Below are 24714 nucleotides of genomic sequence, written 5' to 3' on the forward strand. Positions count from 1 at the left end.
CGGCCAGGGAGTTCGGGAGGCGCCGCCGCTGGGGTGATCCGGATCATCCGGTCGGCAGGCCTGATGGCTGCATGGCTTTTACCAACTGACGGCGCGGACTAGAGCTGGCCCGTGCACCATGCTTCGAAGACTTCCTGGACGTCCTTTTCTAGCATAGCGCCGGCCTCCGGGCTCTCGCCCCGGAACACCACCGCGCTGCTGAGCACACGGGCCAGGACCATCTTGGTGTGCCGGTCCGAGGGGCCGAAATTCCCGACACCCGGCCTCTCTTCCAGAGCGCGAAGCGCCTTCCTCAACGTCTGCTTCTGCTCCTCCACGACCCGATCGATCTCCGCCAGGCTCTCGGCTTCGGTATCGAACTCCAACGACGACCGTTCGGTGTCATTGATCCGGTAGATATCCTTGATCGCGCCGCCGATCCGCCTGATCGCCCGCATGTCGTTGTCAGTGACGTCCTTGCGTCCGAACATCACCACCTCTCTTCGGTCGAACTGACAGCCGCTCGCGGTCCGCACCTTGCATCCATGACACGGGGCCGGCAAATCGCCATTGCAACAAACGCGGCAGGCCCCGTATCAACGGGTCGCGCACAGGCGCCGCTTCGGTGGGGCAGCAGGGCAGGGCGTGCACACTCTCTCACGCGCATGATGCTCCAAGAAGAGACCTGCAGCTCGTGCTTCAGCGGTGCTGATACCGCCCCAGGAGGCGCCCGATCTGACCTCCGCAGACCGTCGAAAGGCGTGTGTACTCGTCCAGGGTATCCAGACGCGCGTGCGCGTCATGACGCTGCTTCTCGATTCCGCGCATCACCTGATCGAGCGCTTCCTCGAGGTACCGCCGGATGTGTGCGCCGGCCTCCTCGGCAGAGCGCCCGCGAACCGGGCCGAGCTGCACTGCCGCCTCGATGAGGTAACTGCGGATCCGCGGCCGGAGGCGCGTCAGCACCCGGCGATCGATCGAGACATGCTCCATCTCATGCGCCCGCACCACCGTCCAGCCACAGGTCCCTCGCGGGATTTCGCGGGCGACGATGACCTCCAGGTTCTCGAGCGCGATGCGGGCCTGGATGTGGGTCACCCGGCTGCAGGCCCCGCCGGCGCCGTTCAGCGTCAGCTTGCTGAACGTCACGCTGGTCCGCAGCTGACTCCGAGCCAGCCCGACGGTATGCATGCCCTCGGCACCGTGGGGGCGATACGCTGACCCACCCAGGGACCTCAGCTGCGCGAACGAGACGTCCGTGCGCAGCCTGGGCTCGGGCAGTACAAGGTTCACGCTGCTGGTGATCCGCGTTGGCTGCGGGCATTCCGGCGCGGCCGCCCGCACCCACGGCGTGAGCAACAGCATCATCGCGAGCGCCACCGTGAGCGCCAAACCCCAGCGCATGCTCCAACCCATCCAAGAGATCACCGATCAAGGAGGTGGAAGTGCCGCAGCCCCGGCGTCCCGCGATATTGGCCGGTTGACCGAGGCCGCCCCGATGCGCTGAATTGGTCCCGGATACAACCGAGAGACCTCATGCGCGCGTGCACCCTCCCTCTGGCGGCCTTTGTCGCGACCCTGGTCTTCTGCCTCGAAGTAACGACCGCTCGGGCCGGCAACGGCTGGATCGCGCGGTGCGAGGCGCCGTCCGGGACCGGGCACCAGTACGGCGACCTCTCGAACCTCGACGGAGGCGCGATCTTCCAGCCCGAGGACGGCATCACCGAGTTCGATGACAGCTACTCGAACATCCGGCCAGCGTTCCTGTACGAGGGGCGGGGCGATGCCACGGTCGCCGTACTCTGGGGCGACACCAAGCCCGACGGCGTATCGCCCAGTGCTTTCCGCAAATCGGAAGCCGACGAGGCACGGGTCATCGCCGCGACCGACCATAAGGTCGTGACCCTGAAAACCTATGCGGGTGAGACCTGGATGACGACGCACCTCCCACAAGCCGGCGTCGCGTTCGCAACCCGGCATGAGCGCGACACCTACAGCGATCTCGGCTACGTCGCGAGCGCCATCACCTTCCCGATGCGCTGCAGCTACGAACCGCTCCGCTGAACAGCCGCGGGACCGGGCAGGGACCGATGATGCGCTGAATCGGTCCCGCCCTGTAGCGCACTTCGTTGATCGCCGCCCCCGCCCGGGACCTCATCATCGCACGCGATGCGCAGCTCGGGTGAGCCGTGCACTCGTCAGGCTTGCCTCAGAGAGTGCGATAGGGACCGTTTCAGCGTAGCTACCGCCCGGCGCCGCCGCGCGCCCGAACCCGAAGGCCAGGACGGGATGGATTCTGCGCAGCAGATGTCCCCGCCGCCTCGTCCCCACGATCGCGCTGCGCCGGCGAGCGCCGTCCCGGCGGCAATGCCCCACCCCAGGGACCGATTCTGCGCAGAATCTATCCCTGGGTTCTGCTCCTGCGCAGTGCACGATCTCGACCGGGTGTGGAATAGCTCAGCCCTCACGGCTGCCAGGGACTCACTCTGCGCTGAATCTGTCCCGCAACCACGGCATCCGGCTGCGGGCATGAAACGGGGCAGGGACCCCATCAGCGCAGAAACACGCATAACGCGCCCGCCCAGCCGGCCGGCCTGGCAAGCGACTCGGGACCGATTCAGCGCTGAATCGGTCCCGGGCCTCTCTGAACTGCTGGTAGACGCGCCGATCAGGGGCGGCGCGTCCCCAGTGGCGCGACCCGTTTCGTCGTACGCTGACCTTGTCCCTCGGCGCGATCCGCCGGCCGGGTCGGCAGGTTCAGGCCGGAGTAACCGGACTTGCTGCGCTTGATCGCCGGCTTTGATGGCTTGAGGATAAGTCCGCCGTCTGCTTGCTCGATGTTCGCGTCCGGATAGACCAGCTGGACGTGCTGCAACACCGGTCGCATTCTCTTCGCAAAGTCGGCGACACGGCCGTAATGGGCGCCGAACTGCGTCATCAGCGCGATCCAGGGTAGCTTCACTGGTTTGTCGAGTTTCGGCAGCCGGTAGGCTAGGAACGCGTACACGTCGAGCCCGAGCGAAGTCTCCGACAACTCGGCGATCGCCCGACTGTCGAGTGGTACCGCGTGCTCGCGCAAGTGGTCGTGGAACTCGGTTGTGAGCTCGACTTCGCTGGGCCAGGTTTCTCGCCCCGGCGTGTCCGCCCACATGCTGAGCCCGCGAACGATGTGGGACTGCTGCATGTTCTCGCCGATCAGCCGCCCCTGGTGGTCGACGGTGTCCCACTCGAGCTTGAGTTGGCAGTTCGCGATCCGCTGCACCTGCGTCTTGATGGACGTGATACTGCCCCTGGGACCGCCGTTCACCGTGAGCCCGAGCGACTTGATCCAGGCCGACATCGAGCGCCCGAGAGGGATCGTTCGAGACTTCACGCCCTCCGACTGCAGGTAGATCATGATCAGCCTCGCCCGGGTGCCGTACGGCACGCCAATCGGCTTCGGCTCATCGGTCTCGCGCGCCGATCCCCAGCCGGGCGTGACCACCAGTCGGATGTTGCCATTGCGGCGCACCCAGGCTCGGGAATCGTCGGACGGACGGCTGTGCGGCAGCCCGGTCTGGCAGAGTCCGCTGTGCAGAAAGCTGAGCTCTTCCTCGGTTGGCGGCTGCATCATAGCTGCGGCTGTGCGGATTTGATCTGCACGCTTCTGATCGCCGTCTTCCAGCGCTTGCTCTATCAACGTGTCGCTACCGAACAACGCAAGTTGATGATGGATGTCGGCCATTTCGCCATCCCCGGGCTTTTTGCCAAGCAATACTTGTATCGACCTACCAAAGAACGAGGCGAAGGACGACGGGTTTTTTCTGGTTTGCGCTGAATGTGTCCCAACTTTTTGAGGGCGTATCCTCGGTTTTACGCTGAATCAGTCCCTCGGTCGTCGAGTTCGTGGACAGATTCAGCGTTATCGGGCCATTCACAGGTTTTGCGCGCCGACAGGCCCGCGCGCGGTATAGGTTTTATTATAGGGACTCTATAGGAATGGTGGACCGATTCTGCGTGGATAACCACGAGTCGCGGGACAGTTGCAGCGCAGCACCAGGGACCGCTTCAGCGCACGCGACTCGGTAGGGAGCTTCCGGGCGTTTGCCGAGGGACGGATTCAGCGCATGGTCCTGGAGTCCCGCTCGCTGCATTGGTCCCACCTGGCCGCGTGCGGGACAGACGCATCGCACACTGGGGACAGAAGCATCGCTTAGCGGGATCAATTCAGCGTGGATAAGGTGCCGGCTCACCTCGTTCGCCCACAGGCGCGCTGAATCTGTCCCGGCCGATGCGCGCAGAATCGGTCCCGGACAGGATCGCGCCAGGGACAAACGATACGCTGAATCTGTCCCCACGCCCGCCGCATACGGCTTGTACCAGGAATGTCAGCAGCGACAGTGTTCAACGGCTTGTTGGGCGACGGGGGGCGACGATGGAGGGCTATGAGCTCGACCGCGACGGCACGGAACGGCGCACCCGAGCCGTCGAAGCTTACCTCACGGAACACGTCCTCGATTCGGAACTGAACGAACTCTGTGGCCACGCTGCGACATGCCGGTCTAGCACCCGGCATCCTTACGCCTACGGCCTGCTCCCACACGTCGGCCAGGCCTTCGATTTGCGCGAGCAGGGCCAGCCGATGCGCATCCTGGTCGTAGGCCTCGACTGGGGCGGGGCCGAGCCGCAGACGATGGCTCAGCGGCGCGCCGAGTTCGACATCATCGGCGCGCACGCGGTGCGCAATCCCGGGCCGGGCGACCGGCGCAATCTGAGCCCGCACCTCGGTGGCACGGAGCAGGCGCTGCGCACCCTCCTGGGTATGCCCGAGGGGACCGGTCCCGGAACCCGCGACCTGCCGGTCGATGGATCGCCGCGCAACCTCTATCAGTGCTTCGCCTTCATGAACCGGACCCTGTGCAGCGCCGCCGTGGGTACCAGCAGTCGGACCACGGCGACGATGCGGCGGCACTGTACAACCCATCTCAAGGAGGTCATCGACCGCCTCGAGCCCACGCACATCATCTTCCAGGGCGGGGCCGCCGGCGCCGATATTGAGGCACTCCTGCCGGACACCTGCGCGGTGCAAGGAGATCCAGACGGCGCGCGTGTGTATCTGCATCGCCACGGCGTCGCTTACTGGTTCTCACACCCCGAGGCGCGCGGTGGAAGGTCGTGGAATTTCGGTCGATCTCGCTATTTCGAAGATGCGGTTCGACCAACTCTGCTCGAGTACCGGCGCACGCCCTGGCTGGCCGAGCGGCCCGGTGCCGACACTCGGGCCGCCGTGGCTGGCGCGATCGTCGTGGGGTGCGATCGTGGCGATCTTCCAGACTACATCGACCTGGTTCCGCGCCTTCTATCGGGACCAAGATGGCGGTTCCCCTCGCTCGCACGGGAAGGTGAGCTGGCGATCATGAGCGCAGCGGTCCTGGCCCAGGAGATCCTCGTACCCACGCGCCGCGCGGGCCAGCCGGGACGCCCAAGCGAGCGCTTGATCGCCAGAGAGATTGCGCCGAACGACCCTGAGGGACAGGACCGGCTGATTGAGCGCGCCCGGGATGCAGTCAGCCCCGAGACCAAGTCCGCGCACGCCGACGGACGCCTCGGACGTCTGACGGAGGAGCTCGCCCGCCAGCTGGTATGGTCGGGTGGTGACGCGAGGAGGCTCGGTCAGCTTGCGGCACACTGAGCGGCAACTTGCGCCGCGACTCGCCGAAGCGCATCTTCAGGGCATGGACCCGAACAAGCTTCCCGCGCATGAAACCATGGCCGACCGACCAGGTCGCGCTGGCACCCCGTCTGACGTCGTCGACAACTTGTCTGATGCCTGGTCGGACAGCTCGCAGGGGCTGATCGCGCAAAGCACGCTCAAGCGGGTCTGTCTGGACGACGATCTCGAGCTCGACCCCTCGGTCGAGGAGACGCTCGGTCACATGCGGTTCCGCGGCGTCAAGGAAAATACCGCTCGCGCGATCGCATCCGACCTCCGCTACATCGCCGGGTGGCACTTCACCGCCTATGCCAAGGCGCTTCCCATGCCCACGCCGGCGAGCGTGGTTCAGACGTTCATCGCTCATCACCTCTGGGATCCAGCGATCAAGCAAACCAATCCCGCCCACGGCATGCCGGACTGGATCGCAGATGGCATGGAGCAGCTGGGCCTGAAGCGGCGCCCAGCACCCGGCGAACAGCGGCGCCCTGCAAGCCCGAGCACCGTCAAGCGCCGCCTCGCGAGCCTGTCGACCTGGCACCGCTGGCATCGCGACCTGCGCGCAGCCAACCCACTCGACGATCCGGATGTGAAGGCGGCCCTGGCCGATAGCGCGCGGGGAGCTGCAACAATTCGGAACGAGACGGCGGCATCGGTTGGCAGCCGGCGGGGGAAGAAATCCGAGATCGCGATCGTCGCTGACCATATCACTGCCATGGTTGCTGCCTGTGAAGCGGCGCTCGAGGTCCCCGGGACCGATGACTCGGACACCCGGGCGGAGCTCACCTCGGATCAGCTGAGAGCGCTGCGCGATCGAGCCCTGCTGCTCTACGGCTGGGCCTCCGGCGGCCGGCGGCGCAGCGAGATCGCCAATCTCCGGATGGATCAGCTACAGCCGGTCGAGGGCGGGTACCTTGTCTCGCTGGGGATCACCAAAACCCGTGACGCGAGCGCCAGCGAGCGCGAGGACAAACTGGTCCCGCTCATGGGGTGGGCTGCACAGGCCCTCGATGCCTGGTGCCAGGCCGCCCGCATTAACCAGGGCCGTGTCTTCCGGAGCCTCGGGCAGTCTGGCCGGGTTTCCGGTAAGATCAGCGATAAGACCGTCAATCGCGTGGTGAAGCGTCGCGCGGTGGAGGCAGGTGTGGTTGACGCCGACAGTGCCGACCGGATCTCCGCGCACGGCCTTCGCGCCGGCTTCCTCACCGAGGCGGCCCGCCAGAACATTACCATGATCGACGCGATGCAGATGTCGGACCATGCCAGCGAGCGCTCGGTCGTCGGGTACTGGCAGGCCCAGCAGGTGCTGAGAAACCCGGCCGGCGGCCTGCTAGACCGCGCGCGCGACCCAGCGGCCGGGGCGCGGTCATCCAATCCCTAAGCGGTCGGGCAGGCGCCCCTGGCCCATCCTGCTCCGGGCGAACACCACCTCGCGGCAGCCAGTCAGCACTCCCGGGGCCGTGTTTTCTCGAACCGCGCCAAGCGTAGAGCCAGGACCGTAAAACAGAACCCATCTCCCGCAAGCAGCCGAACGGGACGATGGAATGACCGAAAAACCTTCAGGATCGGCGAGACGCGATCGCTGCCCGGCCCGGGCGCATGCGGCTCTGACCTTTATCGCCACCCTCGCTGGTGGCGTGATGCTGTCCGGTGGCCTCGCGGGCGTTTCCCGGGATATCCCGGCGGACCCCAACCTTGTGGCATCGCTGATCGTCGTTGGCCTTGCCATCGCGGCGATTTCGGGTGTTCTGCTCGGGCTGGGCAGACGCTGCCCGGGGGTGCTGGCCGCCCTGCCGCTCGCTGGAATCGCCCCGGTTTTTCTCGCTCTTGCTGGTGTCGGAACCAGCTGGTTGTGCTTGGTATCTCCGGCGCTGCTCGTGGCCGCTGGCCTGCAACAGATTGCTGGCAACGCCGGGGAGCGCGCGACAAGCCAACCGGCCCTGGCGCTCGCAACACTCTCGGCGATCGCTGGTGTGGGCGTTCTGATGCCGGTGCCGCCCTGGATGGTGTCCCCGCTACTGACCGCCGCGCTCGCCTCTGTCCTGCTGTGCGCCTACGCGGGGGCGACAGCCGGTCGGCACTCCGTTTCCATGGCAACAACGTTCAGGCCGGAGGTCGCTCTGTCTGGTCTGATTGTAGGCGCGGCGATCACCGCCTCGACCCTGCTGCTGATTGACTACGCCGGCTTAGGTTGGGCCGCGGCCGCAAGCGCCGCCTCGATCACGACCGCTGCGGCTGCCGTTGGCCTTTGGCTTCCGCGCAGTGCGCGCGCTTGGCCAGCCGCCGTGGCCGTGGTCGCGGCCGCCGCCGCGCCGGCGCTGATGATCCCGGCGGCGCGCGCCCTCCGCACGATGGAGGCCGTCACTGGTGGCGCCTGGCCGGCGGAGTTTCCAGCGCTTCTGACGGTTGGTGTGCTCGCGGGGCCGGCGATCATCGCGGCGACGTATCTGGCTCGCCGGCCGGGCGGCATCGACGTGCGTTGCAGCGGTGCGCTCATGCCGGCCTCCCAGCTTGCCGGAGCAACCGCCAGCTTCTGGCTCCTGTACCCCGCAGGCGGACTTTCGTCCGTACTCACGGTCATTCTTGCAGGGCTGGTGGCTCTTGCCGCCGTCCGCGGGCTGGCACGCACCGCTGTCACGGCCCTGCTGGTGGGGGTCTACGCGATCATCACATGGCCGGCGCTCGACATTGCGGCCGGGCATCAGTCGTCTGGCGCCTTGAAGCGCTACGGACAGGTGGATGTCGGGATGGCGATGACCGTCCTCAGTCAACGATCAGGGGCGCACGCAACTCACCTAGTAACCGAGATCGAGAAGATCGACGTCAGATCCGCGGGCAAGACGGTGGCTAGCGTGGAACGCGGCGGCACCAGTCGACCCGAGGTACTGGCGGGCGTGGCCGCAATCGCGCACCTCGATGCCGATTCCCGGGCGTTTGTTGGACCCGTGGCCAGCGGCGCCGCGGCCCGGCTCATTCTAAGTCGAACCAGCAACTTGACGGCTGCGGACTCGGACCCGAACGCCGCTTGGGTGATCGCCTCTCTGGCGGATGCCAACGGGGATCTGGCGCAACGGGATGGCTGGGAGATCGTCGGCGGTGACGTCCGGGAAGTCCTGGCGCAGAGCCCGGGGCGTTACGACCTTATTTTCCTGCCGGCCCTCAGCTTGCAGGAAGGATCCCGGCAAAGCCCTCTCTCAAACGCGACGATTGATCTGATCAGTAACCGCCTCACCGACCAGGGTCGCCTCGTCCTATTGGTCAATGCAGCACCGTCGGCTACGAACTCTTCAGCCCTGGCGCAACAGCTACCGCGCAACTTCAAAGCTTGCACAGTGCTTGTGATGGGTCCCGCAAAAAGTGCGATTGTCTGTGACCGTCGCAGGCGCGACCTCCAGGGGCCGGCAGTCCTCGAGGAGGGTCTCTCCAGCGACCTTCGTGCAGCACTGGCGCGCGGAGCGATACCCGATGATCTGCTGGACCGTCTTTCTGCCGGCCCGCTCGGCGCCCGCAGCGATGCGTCTTTACCGGCCGTCGAGGCTTGCGTCACGCAGTCCCGGTTTGCCCGTGCGACCAGCTGTGTCCAGCGTCTGTTGCCGACCGCGTGCGGCCGCGACTATGCACGCTTGATCGCGGCGGACGCATTGAACCGCTCAGACCCGCTCCGTGCAGGGGGATGGATGGAAGCCATCAGCCTCCGGGACGAGGGCTATCCAGCCGTGGCTACGCAGCTTCTAGCGGATCTCGCACGCGACCCCCTGGTCGCGGATCACGACCGTATTTTGTCGCTCAACGCGCTTGAAGCGACGACCGGAATGAGCCGCGCCACCCGAGCCCTTCGTCGGGAGCTGCTACTGCACGACAGCCTGGTCGAGGTCTCGCGCTCGATCAGCCACCACAGGCAGTCGGGGTTCATCCCGGCGTGCCCGGAAGGACAGTAAACCATGAACCGCACGGTATCGCTGCTCGCGTTTGCCGCGCTCGCATCGGGCGCCGCCGCGCTAGCTTATCAAATCCTCTGGGCGCGCAGCCTGGCGATCGTGCTCGGTGGCACAGCGGAGGGCGCGGCCGTCACGCTCGCCGCCTTCATGGCAGGAATGGCCGCTGGAGCATGGCTCGCGGAGCGCCTGAGTCTCAAAAGCCGTGATCCGCGATTGGCCTATGGCCTGCTCGAGACCTTGATCGCACTGACGGCCGTTTCCGCCGGCTGGTTCCTTCAGGCATATGCGTACGATCTCGGTGCGCTGGTTGCCGACCTGGGGGACAGCTGGCTGATCAAGAGCGTGATCGCGTTCGCCCTGATCGCGGCACCCTCAGCCGCCATCGGTGCCACCCTGCCTTATCTGTTCGTGACGGCTCATCGCGCGGTCCCGGCATGCGACCTCATCCCAGCCCTGTATGCGCGGAACGTCATGGGGGCGGCACTCGGCGTTCTGCTGACGGGTTTTTTCGCGATTCGTTTGCTCGGTGTCGAGCTAAGCTATCTCGCGGCCGGGGGTCTCAACATCGCCGCGGCGATCGCGATCCTGATGCTGCGAAATGCTCCCAGGGGCGCCGCGTCGCAGGGCACCGACCACTCCGCCAGCGGGCGCACCTTGAATGCACGCTCTGGTGAAGCCCTGCTGCTCGGGCTGGCCATGCTGTCCGGCGCCGTCGTATTCATCATCGAGGTCGTGTGGGCACATCTCGGCCAGTTCGTGCTCGGCAATCGCACCTACGCCATGAGCGCTCTTCTCGCAGCCGTCCTGCTGCAACTCTATACCGGCACCCGGCTAGTGGAAATGCTGTGCCGCCGCCGGCCGCAAGCCACCCCGCTGATGTTTCTGATTGCGGTGCTCGCCGCCGCCACGGCCGGGCTCACCACCGGCCTCTTCCTCGCGCACCTGGTTTCGAACCACTTCGTTGCCCTCGAAATGCGGATGGGGCTGGAGGGCGAAGTGCTGCTACTCGTTCGCGTCGCCCTCACCGCGCTGGCGCTCGCTCCGGCGATCGTCCCCGCCGGCATGCTCTTTCCGCTTTGCCTGACACTTTCAGGACGCGCTCAGCGAACCGGCGGCGCCGGGGCAGGGCGGTTGCTGGCGCTGAATACGGCCGGGGCGGTCGTTGGCGCCCTTTCGGCCGGCTTCCTGCTCATCGAGCAGGTTGGGGTGTGGGGAAGCTTCAAGGTCGCTATCGCGCTGATGGCGGGCGCCACGCTTGCCGTTGCCGTCGGCGCAGCTCTCGGTCGGACAGGGTATCGTGTCGCCCCTGCGTCAGCCGGCGCAGCGGTCGCCGCATGCCTAACTTTGGTTCTGGCCGCTGCCCCAACCCAGCCGCCACATGCGGCTGTCGACGGCGAGCGCCTGCTGGTCGATGAGCGGTCCGAAGGGATCCTGCAGCTCTACAACGAACGCCATCCGGTGTGCGGCGATCAGGTCGAGGACTGCCTGTTTCTCTACAATGGGCGGCTTCCGGTCGTTTACACGCCTGCGTTCCCGCAAACCCTCTACGCGCAACACCAACAGGCACACGCCGGCATGGCTTATCTGGAGAGGCCGCGCCGGGCACTCGTCATTGGCGCGGGTCTCGGGGTGACTGCCGGTGCGCTGGCCCAGTACCCGGACATCGAGCGCGTCGACGTTGTCGAGATTCATCGCGGTGTCTACGACGCCGCGCCGCACTTCTCTGACGTCAATTATCACTACACCCGCGACCCCAAGGTCAGCACCCACGTTGCTGACGGCCGCAAATTCCTTCTGGCTGCCGATCAGCGCTGGGACCTGATCACGGCTAATGGCACCAATCCGGTCCTGCCCGGAGTCGCCGCGCTCTATCACCGGGAGTTCTTCGAGCAGGCGCGCGAGCGCCTTGCGCCCGGTGGCGTGCTCGTCGTTCAGATCATGAACGAGCTCAGCCCGCATGTGGCGACCGCGATCCTGGACGTGTTTCCGTACGCGCGGGCGATGCGGGGATACGGCGGCGTCCTTGTACCGGGCAGTTGGATCGTCGTGGCAAGCGAGCAGCCCCTGCGCATGCGCCCGAGCGCGGCGCGTCGTTTCGAGGCCCCGAGTGTGGCCGCCGCCTTGAGCGACGCCGGGCTGCCCAGGACCGTATCCGCCTACCAGCTGTTCGCAGCTATGCCGAAGCTCACCCACGTGGTGCCCGGGGCCGGCGCCGCGCCTGCACCGACCGACAACTGGCCGATCGGCGAGTTCCTGATCATGCATGGCGGCGACGGCGCCTTTACCCCAACGTTCAAGTAGCACCGATGGGTGCCGAAGGAGCAGACGATGGAGACCTTCCTGACCACGATCGGCCTTTACGTCCTGCCGGCCCTGGCGCTGTTCGCGCTGCTCGTGTTCATTCACGAGCTCGGGCATTACCTCGCAGCCCGCTATCACGGAGTCGGGGTTAAGACCTTCGCCATCGGCATGGGTCCGCGCCTGGGGACCCTCAAGCGCGACCAAAACGGCACCCAGTGGAAACTCGCGGCCCTGCCGCTCGGCGGCTACGTCGAGCTGCTTGGAGGGCCGGGCGACAAGGATTGCGCGGATGTCGAGGGCAAGCCGCTATCAGCGGCCGGAACCGGCGCACGGATCAGCATTCTTGCAGCCGGCCCGATCGCGAACATCCTGCTCGCTGGTTTACTCTTTATGCTGTTCATCGCAACCGCGGATATCGCCCGCTCGCCGAGCGAAATCGCCGCGGTCGAGCCCGGCTCGCCCGCGGCCGAGGCCGGTCTTCACCAGGGCGACCGGATCCTCGCCGTGAACGGCCGCGACGTGCGCTGGATGGATCAGGTCCTCAATGAAGCGTTCGCCGGCCTCGACCGTGAGATCGCCTTGATCGTCGAGCGCGATGGCCGGCCGATCGACGTCACCCTTCATCCCGACCGTCTGACCGCGAACGTTCTGGGCCGAGATACCGAGGCCGGCTACACCGGTATCCAGGCTGCGCCCCGCGTGCCGGTGCGGTTCACGCCCGCACAGATGCTGGCGGAGACGGCCGACATGTTCGTCAGCCAAACCCGGATGACCGTCCAGGCGGTCAAGGACGTCGTCACCGGCCACCGCGGTGTCGAAAGCCTGATGTCGATCGTCGGGATCACCCATGTCACCGGCGAGATGATCCAGCTCGGCGGTCTAACGGCCCTGGTTTACTTCGCGGGCACGATTTCGCTCGCGCTCGCGGTCATGAACCTGCTGCCGCTTCCGGTCCTGGACGGCGGGCAGATCGTCATCGCAGCCGGAGAGAAGCTGGTCGGCCGCCGCGTGCCGGAGAAGGCGCACACCTGGATGGCTCGGATCTGCATGGGTCTGTTGATCGCCCTCACGGTGTATCTCGCCCACAAGGACCTCACCGTGATCGGCCTCACCGCGGCTGGCGCGGGCGTCGCCATCGCCCTGACGATCGGGAGCGTCGTGCTGATGACCCCGAGCTGGCGCGCCGGCTTGCTGACTCACCTACGACCAGGCCAGACGTGAGCGCCGGCGGCCATGAGCCCGGCTGGCTATCAGCGTGTTGAGCGAGAATGATGGGAGCGGCGACCGCGCCGCCCCCATCCCCGCCAGCCAGCCGGCCGTCACCCCTGCGACCGACTGTCCGGCGAACCCGTTGAGCGCCCCTAGTTGCTCCGGCGGCCGAGCCCGATCTCGCGCGCTTTGGCGGCCCGATCGCGTGAGTAGCTCGGGCAGCACATCGGATAGTCCGGCGGGAGGCCCCACTTCCGACGGTACTCCGCCGGGGTCATCCCGTACTGCGCCTTCAGGTAGCGCTTCAGCAGGCGCAGCTTCTTGCCGTCCTCCAGACAGATCAGGTAATCGTCTTGCACCGACTGCTCGACCGGCACGGCCGGCTTCGCCGGCCCAGCACACAGGAGTTCGACGAAAATCGCGTGCAGCTCCCGGCTGACCCGCGTTACCTCCGCGCCTTCGAACGGGCGCTGATTAAGATAGCCAGCAAGAGCCTGCGCCGTGAGGCGCGCCGCCTCCGAGCTCCTGTCCACGTTCCGCTTTCCTCCGCGTCACGACGCCGGCTCAGGCGCCTCTTACTGTTGGAAATATTCAAACACGGTCGAGCTACAAGCAAGGACCGTTGATCACGTACGTTTTACCGAAAATCCACGCTACTCCCGCCGCATTTCCGCCATATCTCAGGAGGAGACCCCCCCCGGAGTGCCGCATGCCCAGGACCCTTCTTCTTCCGGCGATCGCCCTGCTTCTGGCCACGCTCTCGGCAGGGCCAGTAGCGGCCGGCACCGACCGTCTGTGCCTCGCGGAGTTGCCGCGCGCGGAGAGGGAGTTCGGGATTCCGCGTGGCATCCTGACGTCGATCGCGTTTGTTGAGGCCGGCCACCGCGGCACGGTTTGGCCCTGGACCCTCAACATCGACGGCCAGGGCCAGTACCCGGAGACACGCGCCGAGGCGTTGCGCCGCATGGTCGATAATAGCGGCGAGATGCACCGGTCAATGGCGGTGGGCTGCATGCAAATCTTCGTGCGCTACCACGGAGACAACTTCAGGTCCCCGCAGCACATGCTCGATCCCCGGACGAACGTGCGCTACGCCGCGCGCTTCCTGCGCGATCTGTACCTGCGGCACGGCACCTGGACAGAAGCGGTCGCCCATTATCACGCGAGCCCACAGAATCGCTCCGCTCAGATACGATATGTCTGCCGCGTGCTGCACCACCAGGTGGCGCTCGGCTTCGGCCGGCTGACGCGAGCCGCGATGGATCACTGCTCGGGTCGTTACCGTCAGTACCTGGACGCGGCCCGTCTGGCCGACTGAGGTGGCCCGATCTAGCGCGCGTAAGCAGGTTCGCCGGGCAGGGGGGTCATCGTCACCACGGCCTTGCTGCGCGGGCCGTAGCGCTTGCGGATCACGACCTCCGTGATCTGCGAATCGTTTCGGTAGGCCACGCCCTCCGCGCCGTCGAACAGCGCCTTCTGCCAATTATCCACATCCGGCTTTGACGTGGGGACCACCTCACCTTCGAGCGCCCGGGCCCGGCGGCGGGCCGACCAGCTCTCCGGAGGCGACAGGATCAAGTCCAGATCGACACGCACCGCGCCCCGCCAGGGGCCGTAGCCGTGGAAGGCGACGCGGGTGATCTCCCGAATCGCCTCCTCGGCCCTCCGGGTGTCCTTCGGGGTGTAGTGGTGCCCGCCGCCAGCGCGTGCGCGCTCCTTCGGCATCATCCGCCCCGCGACCTCGAAGGTGATCGCGTGCGGGGCCGGCGGGCCGGACATCTGAGCGACGGCCTTCGCGGTCGGCGGTTTCGGCTTCGGCACCTTCTTAGTGCCGGCAAGGCCGAGTTTACGCGCCTGTGATGCGGTTATGTGCAATCTACCCTCACACGCCGACGTGCGACCGATTTGTGCAGTGGACGCACCTGGATTAAGGTCTTAACTGATGGGCAAGGTGTTCGAGCGCCCACAAGATCGGAAATGGGTTCAAATGGCGAAAATTCCGCCCGTGGACTACGCGTCCGTCTATCATCGCTATCACACGCTCGATGAGAGCTTGCCGATGATCGCGCGTAGCTACGCCTGCTCGCGTTCGACGGTCCTCAAAGCGATGAAGAAGTTCGAAAGTCAGGTCGCTGCTGAACAGGGTCTCGAAGACCCGAACGCCGCCACGACGTCAAACGGGGTCAGCGAAAGCGCGGGCGGCGCCACCGAGACCTCGTCGTCGAATGGCGCGTCCGGGAGTGCCGACCCGGCCAGCGAAGCTTCGGGCGCGCATGCCAGTAATGGCTCGGCACACAGCGGGGAACCGGATACGCCAGCACCCCGGGAGCCGAGCCCGACGGCACGGATCCAGACGGCTGCTAGCGCGTCCCTGATCGCGCTGCCCGGTCAGGCTGATACCTCGTCAAGCGATTCCGACAAGGCGGCCGAGAAGACCTCCCGTGAGGGCCGGCCCAGGCTCTCGGGCACCCTCAAGCTACGCGCCAAGCCGGCCCGCTCTCACAGAACGCCAGCCAATTACGGCGAAGCCACAGAACAAGCGGCCGAACCGCCGGCTCAAGACGCACCGGCGCAGGCCCCGACCCAGCCCACGCCAGCGCCGCCTCCAGGTCCCGCGGGCGCGGATCGCTCGAACCTGCCCGAGCCGTGCCGGCGACTGTTCGAGGCCGCGGAGGCGCTCAGCGTTAATTACGCTGACATGATGGCGGACCCGACCGCCGAAAGGGCGGAGCGCCTATCGCAGACGATCCATGGCCTGCGGCGTGTGATCGCACGGATCGAGATTGACAAGGACCGCCAGCTTTCAAGCGCCAACCGAACTGCCGTCTCGGCCAAGTGACATAGCGATTGCCAATATCGTAACCCTGCGCGCATCAAGGCCAAGGGCGTCGACGGCGGCCCTTATCACGCGCGGGCAAAAATGGTATTCGCCATTGCCTCCGCCGGGCGCAGCCGATATCACCGCGTCAGTGGGGTTTCCTGCCATGGAGCATGGGGCGGAATGACCGACGACGCGCCGGCGATTTTCGACGTCCTCGCATTATCCGAGCCAGCCGAGACCGCGGCCGAGCGCCTTGAGGCCGCCCAGGGCCGGCGGGCGAAAGCGCACGTCGCCCAGGTCAGTCAGGACGACATTCTGGTGGTCGCGCGACAGCTCGACCAGATGTTCCGCATCGAGGTGCCGCGGCAGACTTACGTCAGCGAGCTGTTCGCGGATGAGACTGCCGTGGAGATGGCCCGCGTCCTGGCGCGCTCGCACTTGCCGATCCTGGTCCAGCTCGAGCGGATGAGCCGCGACGGCCTGGGCGCGCTGCTGAGCGCGCCCCTCCCGCAAGCGGCCTCTGGCCTCCGGCTGGCGACTGATCGCCGGGTTTCGATGCCGCACCAGCAGGTGCTCTACGCCGGATCGCCACCGCATGCGCACGTCAAAGTGCTGTCCCGTCGGATCGAGCGGCGGATGCCGTTCTCCCTCGTGCTGCACCTGATCCAGATGGCCGCCAACCACCTGCGCAGCCTGTTGCAGCAGCGATACAACATGGCCGAGGAGGCCGGTCTGGTCGCGACGGCAAGCGCGTCCTCGATCATCATAGAGATCGCCCGTCAGATGCGTCTGCAAGGCGAGGCCACAGGCGGTATCGCGGACTCGCTGCACGCTGCTCACCTGCTGACCTCGGAAATCCTCCTGCATCTCCTCTGCCGCAGCGAGGTCGACCTGTTCGATGCGTCGATCGCCTGTCTGGCGGGGCAGGGCGTGCGCCAGGTGCGAAATCCCCTGTACGGCACCGACCGGCAAGAGCAGGCCGAGATCCTCGCGGCCGCCGGGGTTCCTGACGAACTGCACGACGTCTTTTCGACGGCCCTGTCCCTCGCCCAGCGCGGATCAGTGGGCCGGCGCGCTTCCGACCAGCGCGCCTACATGCACCACTTCATCTCGACCATCCACCGTCAGATCGGCGATGTCGACGATGAATGCCCGCAGTGGGTGTCGGAGATGCTCTGCGCCCTCAACGAATCCGACGAGATCCCGCTCGATGCTCTGCGCGAGAGCGCCCAGGACGAAGCCAAAGCGGAGATCGTCCCGCTGGCACCCCAGACTGGCACCGCCACGCCGCCGCACATCGGCGGCGCCCCCGACCGAACGCTGCAACCAACCGACAGCGAGTGATCAATCCGGTTTCGCCGGCGCCCGCTGGAACGAGGCAAACGCGGCTGTGAGTTCGTAAGAGAAGCGGCTCAGCGCATCGCTGAGAGCCGGTGGCGCCGCACCGGAGCAACGGCCGCGCTCATTCAGACTGTGAATGCCGAGCGCACTTAGTCGACCCGCGAGCTTGGCCGCCGGCAGATCGTCGGATACCAACCGACCGAGATCGCAGAACGCGATCGCGACGAAACGACAGGCTTCATAGTCGTAAGCGAGTGCCTTCACCGCCCGGACAGCCGCCCGGGCAGCGATGCCTGCCGGCACCCCCAGCCGGGTCATCACCCGACTGCAAGTCCGCTCGAACAGCCGCTCGCCCAGGTGTCGATCTGCCGCCCACAGCGGCACGTCCACGCCCAGCCCCAGCTTCCCGTCGCGGCGCTGGCGCAGCAGCATGTGCCCGTCGCTGCCGGTCAAACAGAGGCGCACTTCCAGCCTCTGCCCCTGACAAGCGAAGGCGGCATCCTCCAGGCCCGCACGCACACGCTCGCGCTCAGTCATGAGTCGAAGCGTCTCAGCCAGTGCCAGGTCGCGCGTGCGCTCGCTCTCCGTGAGTTCGAGAAGCTGCACGCGCCCTCCGTTGGCGGTAACCGGACCCTGGGCGTGCCGCACCAGCGCCAGCGTCGCAAGCCCGCTCAGATCCGGGTGGCGCGCGCGGGCGAGCGCCCGGTTCCACCGCATCGCCGGACTCTGCTCCCCGATCCGGATGTCCGGCCTTCCATCCGTCCGGATGGCGAACTGACCCGGCTGAAGGCCCTTCCGCTCGAACGCGAGCAGGCGGATATCAGAAGCCATCCCGCCCTCCCGAGGCCCTGGCCTTCTCCACGCGCACCAGCGCCAGGCCGGCTTGGCGCGCCCAGCGCGGCAGCGCGACCTGCCCGAACCCCGGCAGGTCGGCCCCGGCGAGCAAACGGGACCCGACACTGGACCGATCATCCAGAGCGAAGAAGGCACGCACACCTGGTGAGTCACAGATCAGCACGAGATCCACGCCGAGGTCGGTCAGAATATCGCGTGCCGCCTCGGCGCGTTCGGCGGACATCGCGAGATGGCTCGCGGCGAACCCGGGTTGCGGGCGATGCGTGGGGATCGACAGAACCTTGTGCTCGGTCCGAAACAGGATCTGCGGTCCGAGATCGGCGTAGGTCATGACCGTCCGGCTGCCAGCCGGCAGCAGATCGATGACCCGGTCGTGGCCGCATCCGGCCGGCCGCGCCGGCCGCTCGACCTTGCCGACCAGCGTCTCGTTCATCTCCGGCAGGCGGTAGCGATGCGGCCCCGTGTCCGCCGCGAACGGCCGGCCGGCGAAGGGCAGGGCGAACAGGATCGCGACCAGCAACGTGGCGACGACCGTGCTACGCCGCCACTGCGGGGACATCAGGCTCTCCCAACCGGCTCCGCCGGCGGGCACGTTGCCAGCCATGGCGCGCCGCACCGCGCTCACGACTGCGCGGCGGTCTAGCTCATCGAGCAGTTTTCCAAGCGCCTCGGCGACCGGATAGGCCGACAGCAGCGCGAAGATCGCCAGCATCCGGTTCGGCACGAAGTCATCGCGCAGCAGGATCGCGAAGCAGAGCGCGAGCCAGCCCCACAGCCAGGCACCCAGGCCACGCGCTGCGAGCAGGCGCCAGGCCAGCAGCGGAAGTGCCAGCAGGAACAGGCTGAGCTTGGGCAGCGCGCCGGTCAGTGTCTCGAGCACGCCGCGGCTCAGCAGATGACTGAACGAGAAGACCCCGTCCAACTCCTGGATGTGCGCCACCCGGAGATCGTGATAGAGGTCGTCGACCTCGTTGATCCGGCCGCTGGCGAGGGCCGGGAACGCCTCGTAAAGGCCCAGCACGACAGTCAGAGCGCAGACGCCGGCGATTGCCAGGCGCGCAAGCGGCACGCCGCCCCTCGACACGTGCCGTTCGGTCAGGCGCGCCAGCATCCAGAAGCCAAAGTGCGCCGCGAACAGCCCCAGGTAGAGGCCCGAGATCCGGTCGACCGTGGGCACACTCCACAGCGTGCCGTGATCGAGCAGGTGCAGCGCCACCAGACCCGCCAGCGCGACACCAGACAGCGTGAGGCCGTCGCGCGCACCCATCCGTCGCGTGTGCAGGCACCAGGCGAGTCCGATCACGCCCACGGTCGGCGCCAGAGTCAGCATGGTCTCGGGTGAGATCCAGATGCCCGCCGCGAACACGGCGCCGAGCCCGATCGCCGCGCCGACCCGCTCCCCGTCTCGACTGAGCAGGCGCAGCAGAAACCCGAGTGTCACCACCGAGGTGATCAGCACGAGGCTGTGCCAATCGATCCGCCCGGGGGCGAACTGCGGGGCGATATAGATCTGCGCCACCAGGATCAGCGTCAGGTAGAGCAAACGCTGCCGGTCGAAGACCGGCGACACGGCCCAGACCGCCGCCCACAGCAACGCCACGTGCAGCACGGGCGGCAGGACCGTGGACCAGCCGACGATGGCGGACTGCAGGTCGATCGAGAACGGCCAGAACAACAGCGTGCCCATGGCGATCAGGAGATCCATGGCGCGGCTCCAGTGTTGCTCGACGCCACCCGGAACAACCCGATCGAGGGCGGGCTCGAACCAGCCGCCGCCTTGCAGGAGATCGAGCACCCGCGCGCCTCGCGCGTAGCTGTCGGGTCCGAGCAGGGCGTCGCCGAACAGGCCGCCGCCGACGGCCTGTCCGAGAAAGGCTTGAAGGCCCAGAAGCGCGCAGCTGGCGATCCCGAGCAGGGGCGCGATCTCGCGCATCGTCGTCTCCCGCGCCTTCAGCATGCCGGCCCGTCCTCGCATGCCAGCTGGCGGCGCCGGATGTCTTCAAGCAGGCGGCGGTTCATCTGCAGGCTGTCAGCCAGGGCGGCCGCGATCCCGAAGGCCGCTGCGAAACCAAAGGCGACCCCGGACGCGGCTGCGAAACCGCCGCCGCAGACCGTGATGGCAAGCAGGACCAGACCGATGAAAGCGGTCCCGGTGGCGGCCTTCGCCAGTACACCGGCGAGGCGGTGCGCGATCCAGAAGCGCAGCATCGTGCCGATGGACCTCTTGATGTAGCTCGGGATCGAACGGACCAGGCGGGACGGGCGCAGGTCCTCGTTCACACCCACCGGCGCGTTCACCACCCGCATCCCCCGGTGCCCGGCCTGGATCAGCGTCTCGAGCGTGTAGGTGTACTCAGACAGTACCACGATGCGCTGCGCGGCATCGCGCGACAGGGCGCGGAAACCGCTGGGCGCGTCCGCCACCCCGGTCCGGCTGACCGCGCGCATCACACGCGAGCCCATCCGCTGCAACAGCTTCTTGGCCGGCGTGAAGTGCGCGATCTCGCTGATCGGGCGCTCACCGACCACGATGTCGGCCCGACCCTGCAGGATCGGCGCGACCAGGTCCGGGATCGCGCTCGCCTGATACTGGTTATCCGCATCGGTGTTCACGATCACGTCCGCACCCAGGCACAGTGCGGTCTCTATGCCGGCTTGCCAAGCCGCGGCCAGGCCGCGGTTGGTGCCCAACCGCACGACATGATCGACCCCGCACACCCGCGCGACCTCGCCGGTCCGGTCGTTCGAGCCGTCGTCGACCACCAGCCACAGAACCCGGTCGAAGCCCTCTACCTGCCGCGGCAGATCGCCCAGGGCCAGCGCGAGCGTCACCTCCTCGTTGTAGGCGGGGATCTGGATGACCAGCGTGCGCGGGCGCGCCGGCTGGGTGACGAGAGGTTGCGCGAACGGGGGCTCCAGGCCGCCGTGAGCGCACTTGAGGGCGCTGTCCATGATGGTCTCCACGGGTCATGAGTCCTGACCTTAAAGGAGGGCCGTAGAACCGTACTCACAAGCCCGCAAGGCCACGGTCTACCGAAAAAAGTCGCGCATTTGAGTGTTTTCGGTCACGAATACGGTTGCGCGGATAGGGGGCGACCATAATTCCAAGTCTGTGCGGGGCGCGATCCCCGACGCCGCAGACGGGGTTTCTCCCCATCTAGTTCTCACCCACGCATGAAGGGAACAGTCTCATGCAGAAGTTCTTCGCCGATCAGTCCGGTGCCTCCCTCGTCGAGTACGGCCTGCTGGTCGCTCTGATCGCGGTGGCCGCGATCGTCGCGATCACCAACGTCGGTGAGGCGATCTCCTCGCTGTTCAACGACGTGGCGACGCGTCTGAGCACCGAGGCCGCCAACGTCAACCCGTAAGCCGGGCTGGCTGAAGGCTTCGCGGGGGCGAGCGGGCGACCGCTCGCCCCCGTCGTCTTTCTGGGGGGGCTCTTTATCCGGCCTCCCATCGAATTCGACCGAGACCGGCATGACCCAGCGACGATTTTCGCAGTTCCTCAGGGCTCGTGACGGGAGCGCGCTGGTGCTGGCTGGGGTCGCGGCCCTACCTGTGATGGCGATGGTCGGGCTCGGCCTGGATCTTTCTTCTGCCTGGCTGACGCGCGAGCGCGCGCTGTCTGCCGCGGACTTCGCCGCACGCGCGGCCGTCCAGCACATCGACAACAACCCGGCGATCCTCGACTGCGGCGCGAACCGCGTGCGCGCTGAGTCGATCGCCCGGCATGTGCTGGATCTGAACCTCGCGAGTGGCGGTTTCCCAGGTTCCAGCGCGCCCCGCGTCAACGTGACGTGCTCCGCATCTGACCAGCTGCGCATCGACGTCGAGGTCGATGTCGACACCAGCTTCATTCAGGCGCTCGACACCGGCTGGTCCGAGATCACCGTTCTGGCCACGGCCGAATATCAGGGCACGCCCTCGACTCCCGGTGGCGGTCCGGGAGGCGGTCCGGGAGGCGGTCCTGGCGGTGGCCCAGGAAACGGGTCAGGCAACGGGTCAGGCTGGGGGTCGGGAGGAAACCCCGGGCGCGGATCCGGTGGGGGTCCCGGCGGTGGCCCCGGTGGGCGCTAGGGCGTCTCGTCTGTCCCTGCACCTGCCTCTGGTCGCGCAGCATTCAAGGCAATTCGCCACTTCTGCGCCCTGAATTCGGACATATATCCCAAGCAGGAGTGCAAGAGACCGTACTCCATAAATCAAATACGGTCCCACCAAGATAGGCCGCTGCCATGTTCGCTCGCTCCCGCCGCCGCGCTCTCCTGACCAGCGCCGCCGTCGCCGCCGCCGTAGCCTTGGCCGGCTGCGCGGACGGCGCGAAGAACGTCGAGACGATCCCTACGCCGCCGAAAGAGACGATCAACGCGGAGGACATCGTTCGATTCGATCGCGAGCCGGTGGTGGTTCTGGAGGCGGACATCCAGCAAAGCCTGGGGCTGGGTTTCGACCGCGGCGAGCCGCTGCCGGCGTACCAGGTGGGTCCGGTCGTGGTGCGCGACATGCCGGCCTACGAGGTCCTGAAGATCATCGCCGCGCCCTATGACGTGGCGGTGGTTCCGGCCCCCGGTCTCGCGACACGGCGCGTCTCCCTGATCGACCCGGTTAAGCGCCCGATGGGCGAGGCGATCGAGCTGATCGCGCGGCAGGCGGGCCTGTTCTACCACTACGCGGACGGCGTGCTGCAGATCGACGACGAGCGAAGCTTCTCGGTCCGCGTGCCGGATATGCCGTTCATGTCGGCCAAACAGGAGTCCGCCGACGACGAGGAAGAAGACGGCGGCATGTCCCCGAGCGTGGTCGAGACCGCCACCGGCCTGACTCCCTACCGGATCCTGAACGAGGCCTATCTCGCGGACACAGGCGACGAGGAAGGCGCCGACAGCAGCAATGACCGGGCGCCTGAGCAGCCGGGCTCTTTGCGAGATGCGTTCGCCCGGACTTTTGTCGACCTGGGCGCCCGAGAAGCCGTGGTCGACGGTCATTCGGACGTCGTCAACTTCACGGCGGACTACCCGACATACCGCCGCATCGCCCAGTACATGTCCGACTTTGAGCACTCTCGGGATGTCATCGTCTACGACACCTGGGTCTACGAGGTCGCGCTGCAGAAGGGGCAGGACGTCGGTATCAACTGGAGCTCGCTCACGACCAGGGACGGCGTCGAGCTGCAGTTCGGCGCGATTAACAACACCAGCGCGTCGGCGGGCACCAGTGCGCCGACGCCGGGCAGCGGCAGCAGTGAGAGTGAGGGCGGGAGCGGCGAGTCGAGCCTGTCGGACGTCGCCCAGGCGATCGGGGCATCTGCCGGCCTTGCCGATGGTCTCGCGCTGGGCGTAGTTGGCGAGGCAGGCACTAGCGTGATCGCTGGGCTATTGAGCTTCCTGGAGTCTCACGGCACTACGCGTGCCCTGGCAAAGCCGACGATCTCGCTTTCCAGCGGCCGGCATGCGCTCTACCACGTCGGCGAGACGCTCGAGTATATCAGCAAGGTCGAGGTCAACAGCAGCGAGAACGACGACGGCGACAACCAGAACAACACCGGCGTCGACACCAAGCAAATCGAGACCGGTGTAAAGATGGTCCTTGGCGGTAGCTATACCAACGGTGTGGTGTCCTCGAAGCTGTTCCTTGATCTTGTCGAGTTGATCCGGTTCAACACCTTTGACACCGGGTCGGTAAAACTGCAGCTGCCGCAGACCTCGCAGCGCCGTTTGCACACCGAGTTCGAGGCGCGTCCGGGCGACCTGATCGTGATCGGCGGCCTGATCCGAGACACCGGTGACACCAGCCAGACTCTGATCCCGGGCACCGAGACTGCGATTGGGAACGCGAGCGCGCATAAGCGCACCGAGCTCGTGATCATGATGCGCCCCCGTCTGATCAAGATCCGCCCGGAAAACTGGACCGAGAACGACCGCGTCGGCGGGCGTGTGGATCAGGAGCCCGGCGCGGTTCTGGACGCGGTCAAGCGCGGCGCGAAGAAGACGGACGTTATCCCCAAGGACCTCCTGCTGGAGAGCCTGCGTGACGGGGAGGCGTCACGATGATCTTACCGGCCACCTTCGGCTATGTCGCGCTCTTGGTCGCCTATGCCACCTGGACAGACATTCGCCGGCGCATCATCCCCAACGCGATCGTCCTGACCCTGCTCGGCATCTTCGCCCTGCGGTGGGCCGTAATGCCGGCCAGCGTCGACATCGTCCCGGACCTCGCGCTCGCCGCCGCTGCATTCGCCTTCGGCTACTTGTCGTGGCATCTGCGTGCGGTCGGCGCCGGCGACGTCAAGCTGATCAGCGTGCTGGCGCTGTGGTTCGGCCTCGCGCATGCGCCGCTGTTCCTGATCGTGATGGCGCTGGCCGGGGGTGCGATGTCGCTCAGTTATATCGTCGTCCGCTCCAGCCCGGCCGCCCAATACCTGATCTCCAAGGTGTTCCCGTCGATCTGGGAGCTCGACTGGAAATCTAACGCCTACACCCGCACGCCCTACGCTGTCGCCATCTGCGCCGGCACCTTCCCAGCGCTGTTTCAGCAGGCCGCTGCCCTCGGAGTGATCTGACATGCGAAAAATCATCTTCAGC

The 24714-nt window shown here is 66.7% G+C and carries 21 protein-coding genes; 13 read left to right on the top strand and 8 right to left on the bottom strand.

All coding sequences use genetic code 11. The features are described from left to right. Positions 1-98 precede the first annotated feature (98 nt). Together CKO28_RS09180 and CKO28_RS09185 are read right to left on the bottom strand one after the other, a co-directional pair. Positions 99-470 carry a hypothetical protein gene (locus CKO28_RS09180; protein ID WP_200340352.1) on the bottom strand — a complete coding sequence of 124 codons (372 nt, stop codon included), beginning with the start codon at positions 468-470 and terminating at the stop codon, positions 99-101. A gap of 208 nt (positions 471-678) precedes the next feature. Beyond that, positions 679-1383, bottom strand: a complete 705-nt coding sequence (locus CKO28_RS09185; protein WP_200340354.1) for a hypothetical protein — start codon at positions 1381-1383, stop codon at positions 679-681. A 132-nt stretch (positions 1384-1515) separates the two neighbouring features. Between CKO28_RS09185 and CKO28_RS09190 the strand changes: the two genes are divergently transcribed. Then, positions 1516-2043 (top strand): hypothetical protein, encoded by a 528-nt coding sequence (locus CKO28_RS09190; protein ID WP_200340356.1) that lies wholly within the window; start codon positions 1516-1518, stop codon positions 2041-2043. Positions 2044-2647: 604 nt separating this feature from the next. Here CKO28_RS09190 and CKO28_RS09195 read toward each other — a convergent pair. Beyond that, a complete protein-coding gene (locus CKO28_RS09195) occupies positions 2648-3703 on the bottom strand; it encodes a replication protein RepA (RefSeq protein WP_200340358.1) in 1056 nt (351 codons plus the stop codon). A gap of 690 nt (positions 3704-4393) precedes the next feature. On the opposite strand from CKO28_RS09195, the gene CKO28_RS09200 reads away from it, so the two are divergent. The 5 genes from CKO28_RS09200 (at position 4394) to CKO28_RS09220 (ending at position 13131) form a co-directional block, all read left to right on the top strand. Continuing rightward, the gene (locus tag CKO28_RS09200) at positions 4394-5650 is read left to right on the top strand and encodes a hypothetical protein (protein ID WP_200340360.1); all 1257 of its coding nucleotides are present in this window, start codon (positions 4394-4396) and stop codon (positions 5648-5650) included. After that, positions 5637-7052 carry a tyrosine-type recombinase/integrase gene (locus CKO28_RS09205; RefSeq protein ID WP_200340361.1) on the top strand — a complete coding sequence of 472 codons (1416 nt, stop codon included), beginning with the start codon at positions 5637-5639 and terminating at the stop codon, positions 7050-7052. Before CKO28_RS09200 ends, CKO28_RS09205 begins: the two co-directional genes overlap by 14 nt. Before the next feature lie 163 nt (positions 7053-7215). After that, on the top strand, positions 7216-9609 hold the full coding sequence (locus tag CKO28_RS09210; protein ID WP_200340362.1) for a hypothetical protein: 2394 nt from the start codon (positions 7216-7218) through the stop codon (positions 9607-9609). A 3-nt stretch (positions 9610-9612) separates the two neighbouring features. Next, positions 9613-11910 carry a spermine/spermidine synthase domain-containing protein gene (locus CKO28_RS09215; RefSeq protein WP_200340364.1) on the top strand — a complete coding sequence of 766 codons (2298 nt, stop codon included), beginning with the start codon at positions 9613-9615 and terminating at the stop codon, positions 11908-11910. A 9-nt stretch (positions 11911-11919) separates the two neighbouring features. Continuing rightward, positions 11920-13131, top strand: a complete 1212-nt coding sequence (locus tag CKO28_RS09220; protein ID WP_200340366.1) for a site-2 protease family protein — start codon at positions 11920-11922, stop codon at positions 13129-13131. A gap of 140 nt (positions 13132-13271) precedes the next feature. Here CKO28_RS09220 and CKO28_RS28055 read toward each other — a convergent pair whose 3' ends face one another. Then, complete coding sequence (locus tag CKO28_RS28055; protein WP_200340368.1) at positions 13272-13652, bottom strand: MucR family transcriptional regulator; 381 nt, start codon at positions 13650-13652, stop codon at positions 13272-13274. A gap of 176 nt (positions 13653-13828) precedes the next feature. Here CKO28_RS28055 and CKO28_RS09230 point away from each other — a divergent pair, with 176 nt between their 5' ends. Next, the gene (locus CKO28_RS09230) at positions 13829-14437 is read left to right on the top strand and encodes a transglycosylase SLT domain-containing protein (RefSeq protein ID WP_200340370.1); all 609 of its coding nucleotides are present in this window, start codon (positions 13829-13831) and stop codon (positions 14435-14437) included. Between the two features lie 11 nt (positions 14438-14448). On the opposite strand, the gene CKO28_RS09235 is transcribed toward CKO28_RS09230, so the two are convergent. Further along, on the bottom strand, positions 14449-14898 hold the full coding sequence (locus CKO28_RS09235; protein WP_200340372.1) for a RusA family crossover junction endodeoxyribonuclease: 450 nt from the start codon (positions 14896-14898) through the stop codon (positions 14449-14451). Between the two features lie 163 nt (positions 14899-15061). Between CKO28_RS09235 and CKO28_RS09240 the strand changes: the two genes are divergently transcribed. Further along, on the top strand, positions 15062-15958 hold the full coding sequence (locus tag CKO28_RS09240; protein ID WP_200340374.1) for a hypothetical protein: 897 nt from the start codon (positions 15062-15064) through the stop codon (positions 15956-15958). Between the two features lie 162 nt (positions 15959-16120). Then, entirely contained in the window at positions 16121-17284 is a 1164-nt protein-coding gene (locus CKO28_RS09245; RefSeq protein ID WP_200340376.1) for a DUF2336 domain-containing protein, read from the top strand. Here the strand turns inward: CKO28_RS09245 and CKO28_RS09250 are convergent, their stop codons facing one another. From CKO28_RS09250 to CKO28_RS09260, 3 genes are read right to left on the bottom strand one after another with little or no spacing between them, the layout of a single operon-like run. Next, a complete protein-coding gene (locus tag CKO28_RS09250) occupies positions 17285-18112 on the bottom strand; it encodes a hypothetical protein (RefSeq protein WP_200340378.1) in 828 nt (275 codons plus the stop codon). Continuing rightward, entirely contained in the window at positions 18102-20093 is a 1992-nt protein-coding gene (locus tag CKO28_RS09255; protein ID WP_200340380.1) for a hypothetical protein, read from the bottom strand. The genes CKO28_RS09250 and CKO28_RS09255 overlap by 11 nt, the downstream gene beginning before the upstream one ends. After that, entirely contained in the window at positions 20087-21088 is a 1002-nt protein-coding gene (locus CKO28_RS09260; RefSeq protein ID WP_200340382.1) for a glycosyltransferase family 2 protein, read from the bottom strand. The genes CKO28_RS09255 and CKO28_RS09260 overlap by 7 nt, the downstream gene beginning before the upstream one ends. A gap of 239 nt (positions 21089-21327) precedes the next feature. On the opposite strand from CKO28_RS09260, the gene CKO28_RS09265 reads away from it, so the two are divergent. The 4 genes from CKO28_RS09265 (at position 21328) to CKO28_RS09280 (ending at position 24692) form a co-directional block, all read left to right on the top strand. Next, positions 21328-21504: a Flp family type IVb pilin gene (locus CKO28_RS09265; protein ID WP_200340384.1), complete on the top strand. Its 177-nt coding sequence runs from the start codon at positions 21328-21330 to the stop codon at positions 21502-21504. Between the two features lie 109 nt (positions 21505-21613). Next, on the top strand, positions 21614-22213 hold the full coding sequence (locus tag CKO28_RS09270) for a pilus assembly protein TadG-related protein (protein ID WP_200340386.1): 600 nt from the start codon (positions 21614-21616) through the stop codon (positions 22211-22213). A gap of 155 nt (positions 22214-22368) precedes the next feature. Continuing rightward, positions 22369-24183, top strand: coding sequence for a type II secretion system protein GspD (locus CKO28_RS09275; RefSeq protein ID WP_200340388.1), 1815 nt, complete (start codon positions 22369-22371; stop codon positions 24181-24183). Beyond that, positions 24180-24692 carry an A24 family peptidase gene (locus CKO28_RS09280; RefSeq protein ID WP_200340390.1) on the top strand — a complete coding sequence of 171 codons (513 nt, stop codon included), beginning with the start codon at positions 24180-24182 and terminating at the stop codon, positions 24690-24692. The genes CKO28_RS09275 and CKO28_RS09280 overlap by 4 nt, the downstream gene beginning before the upstream one ends. The last annotated feature ends 22 nt before the right edge of the window (positions 24693-24714 follow it).

The organism is Rhodovibrio sodomensis, assembly GCF_016583645.1.
GTDB lineage: Bacteria > Pseudomonadota > Alphaproteobacteria > Kiloniellales > Rhodovibrionaceae > Rhodovibrio > Rhodovibrio sodomensis.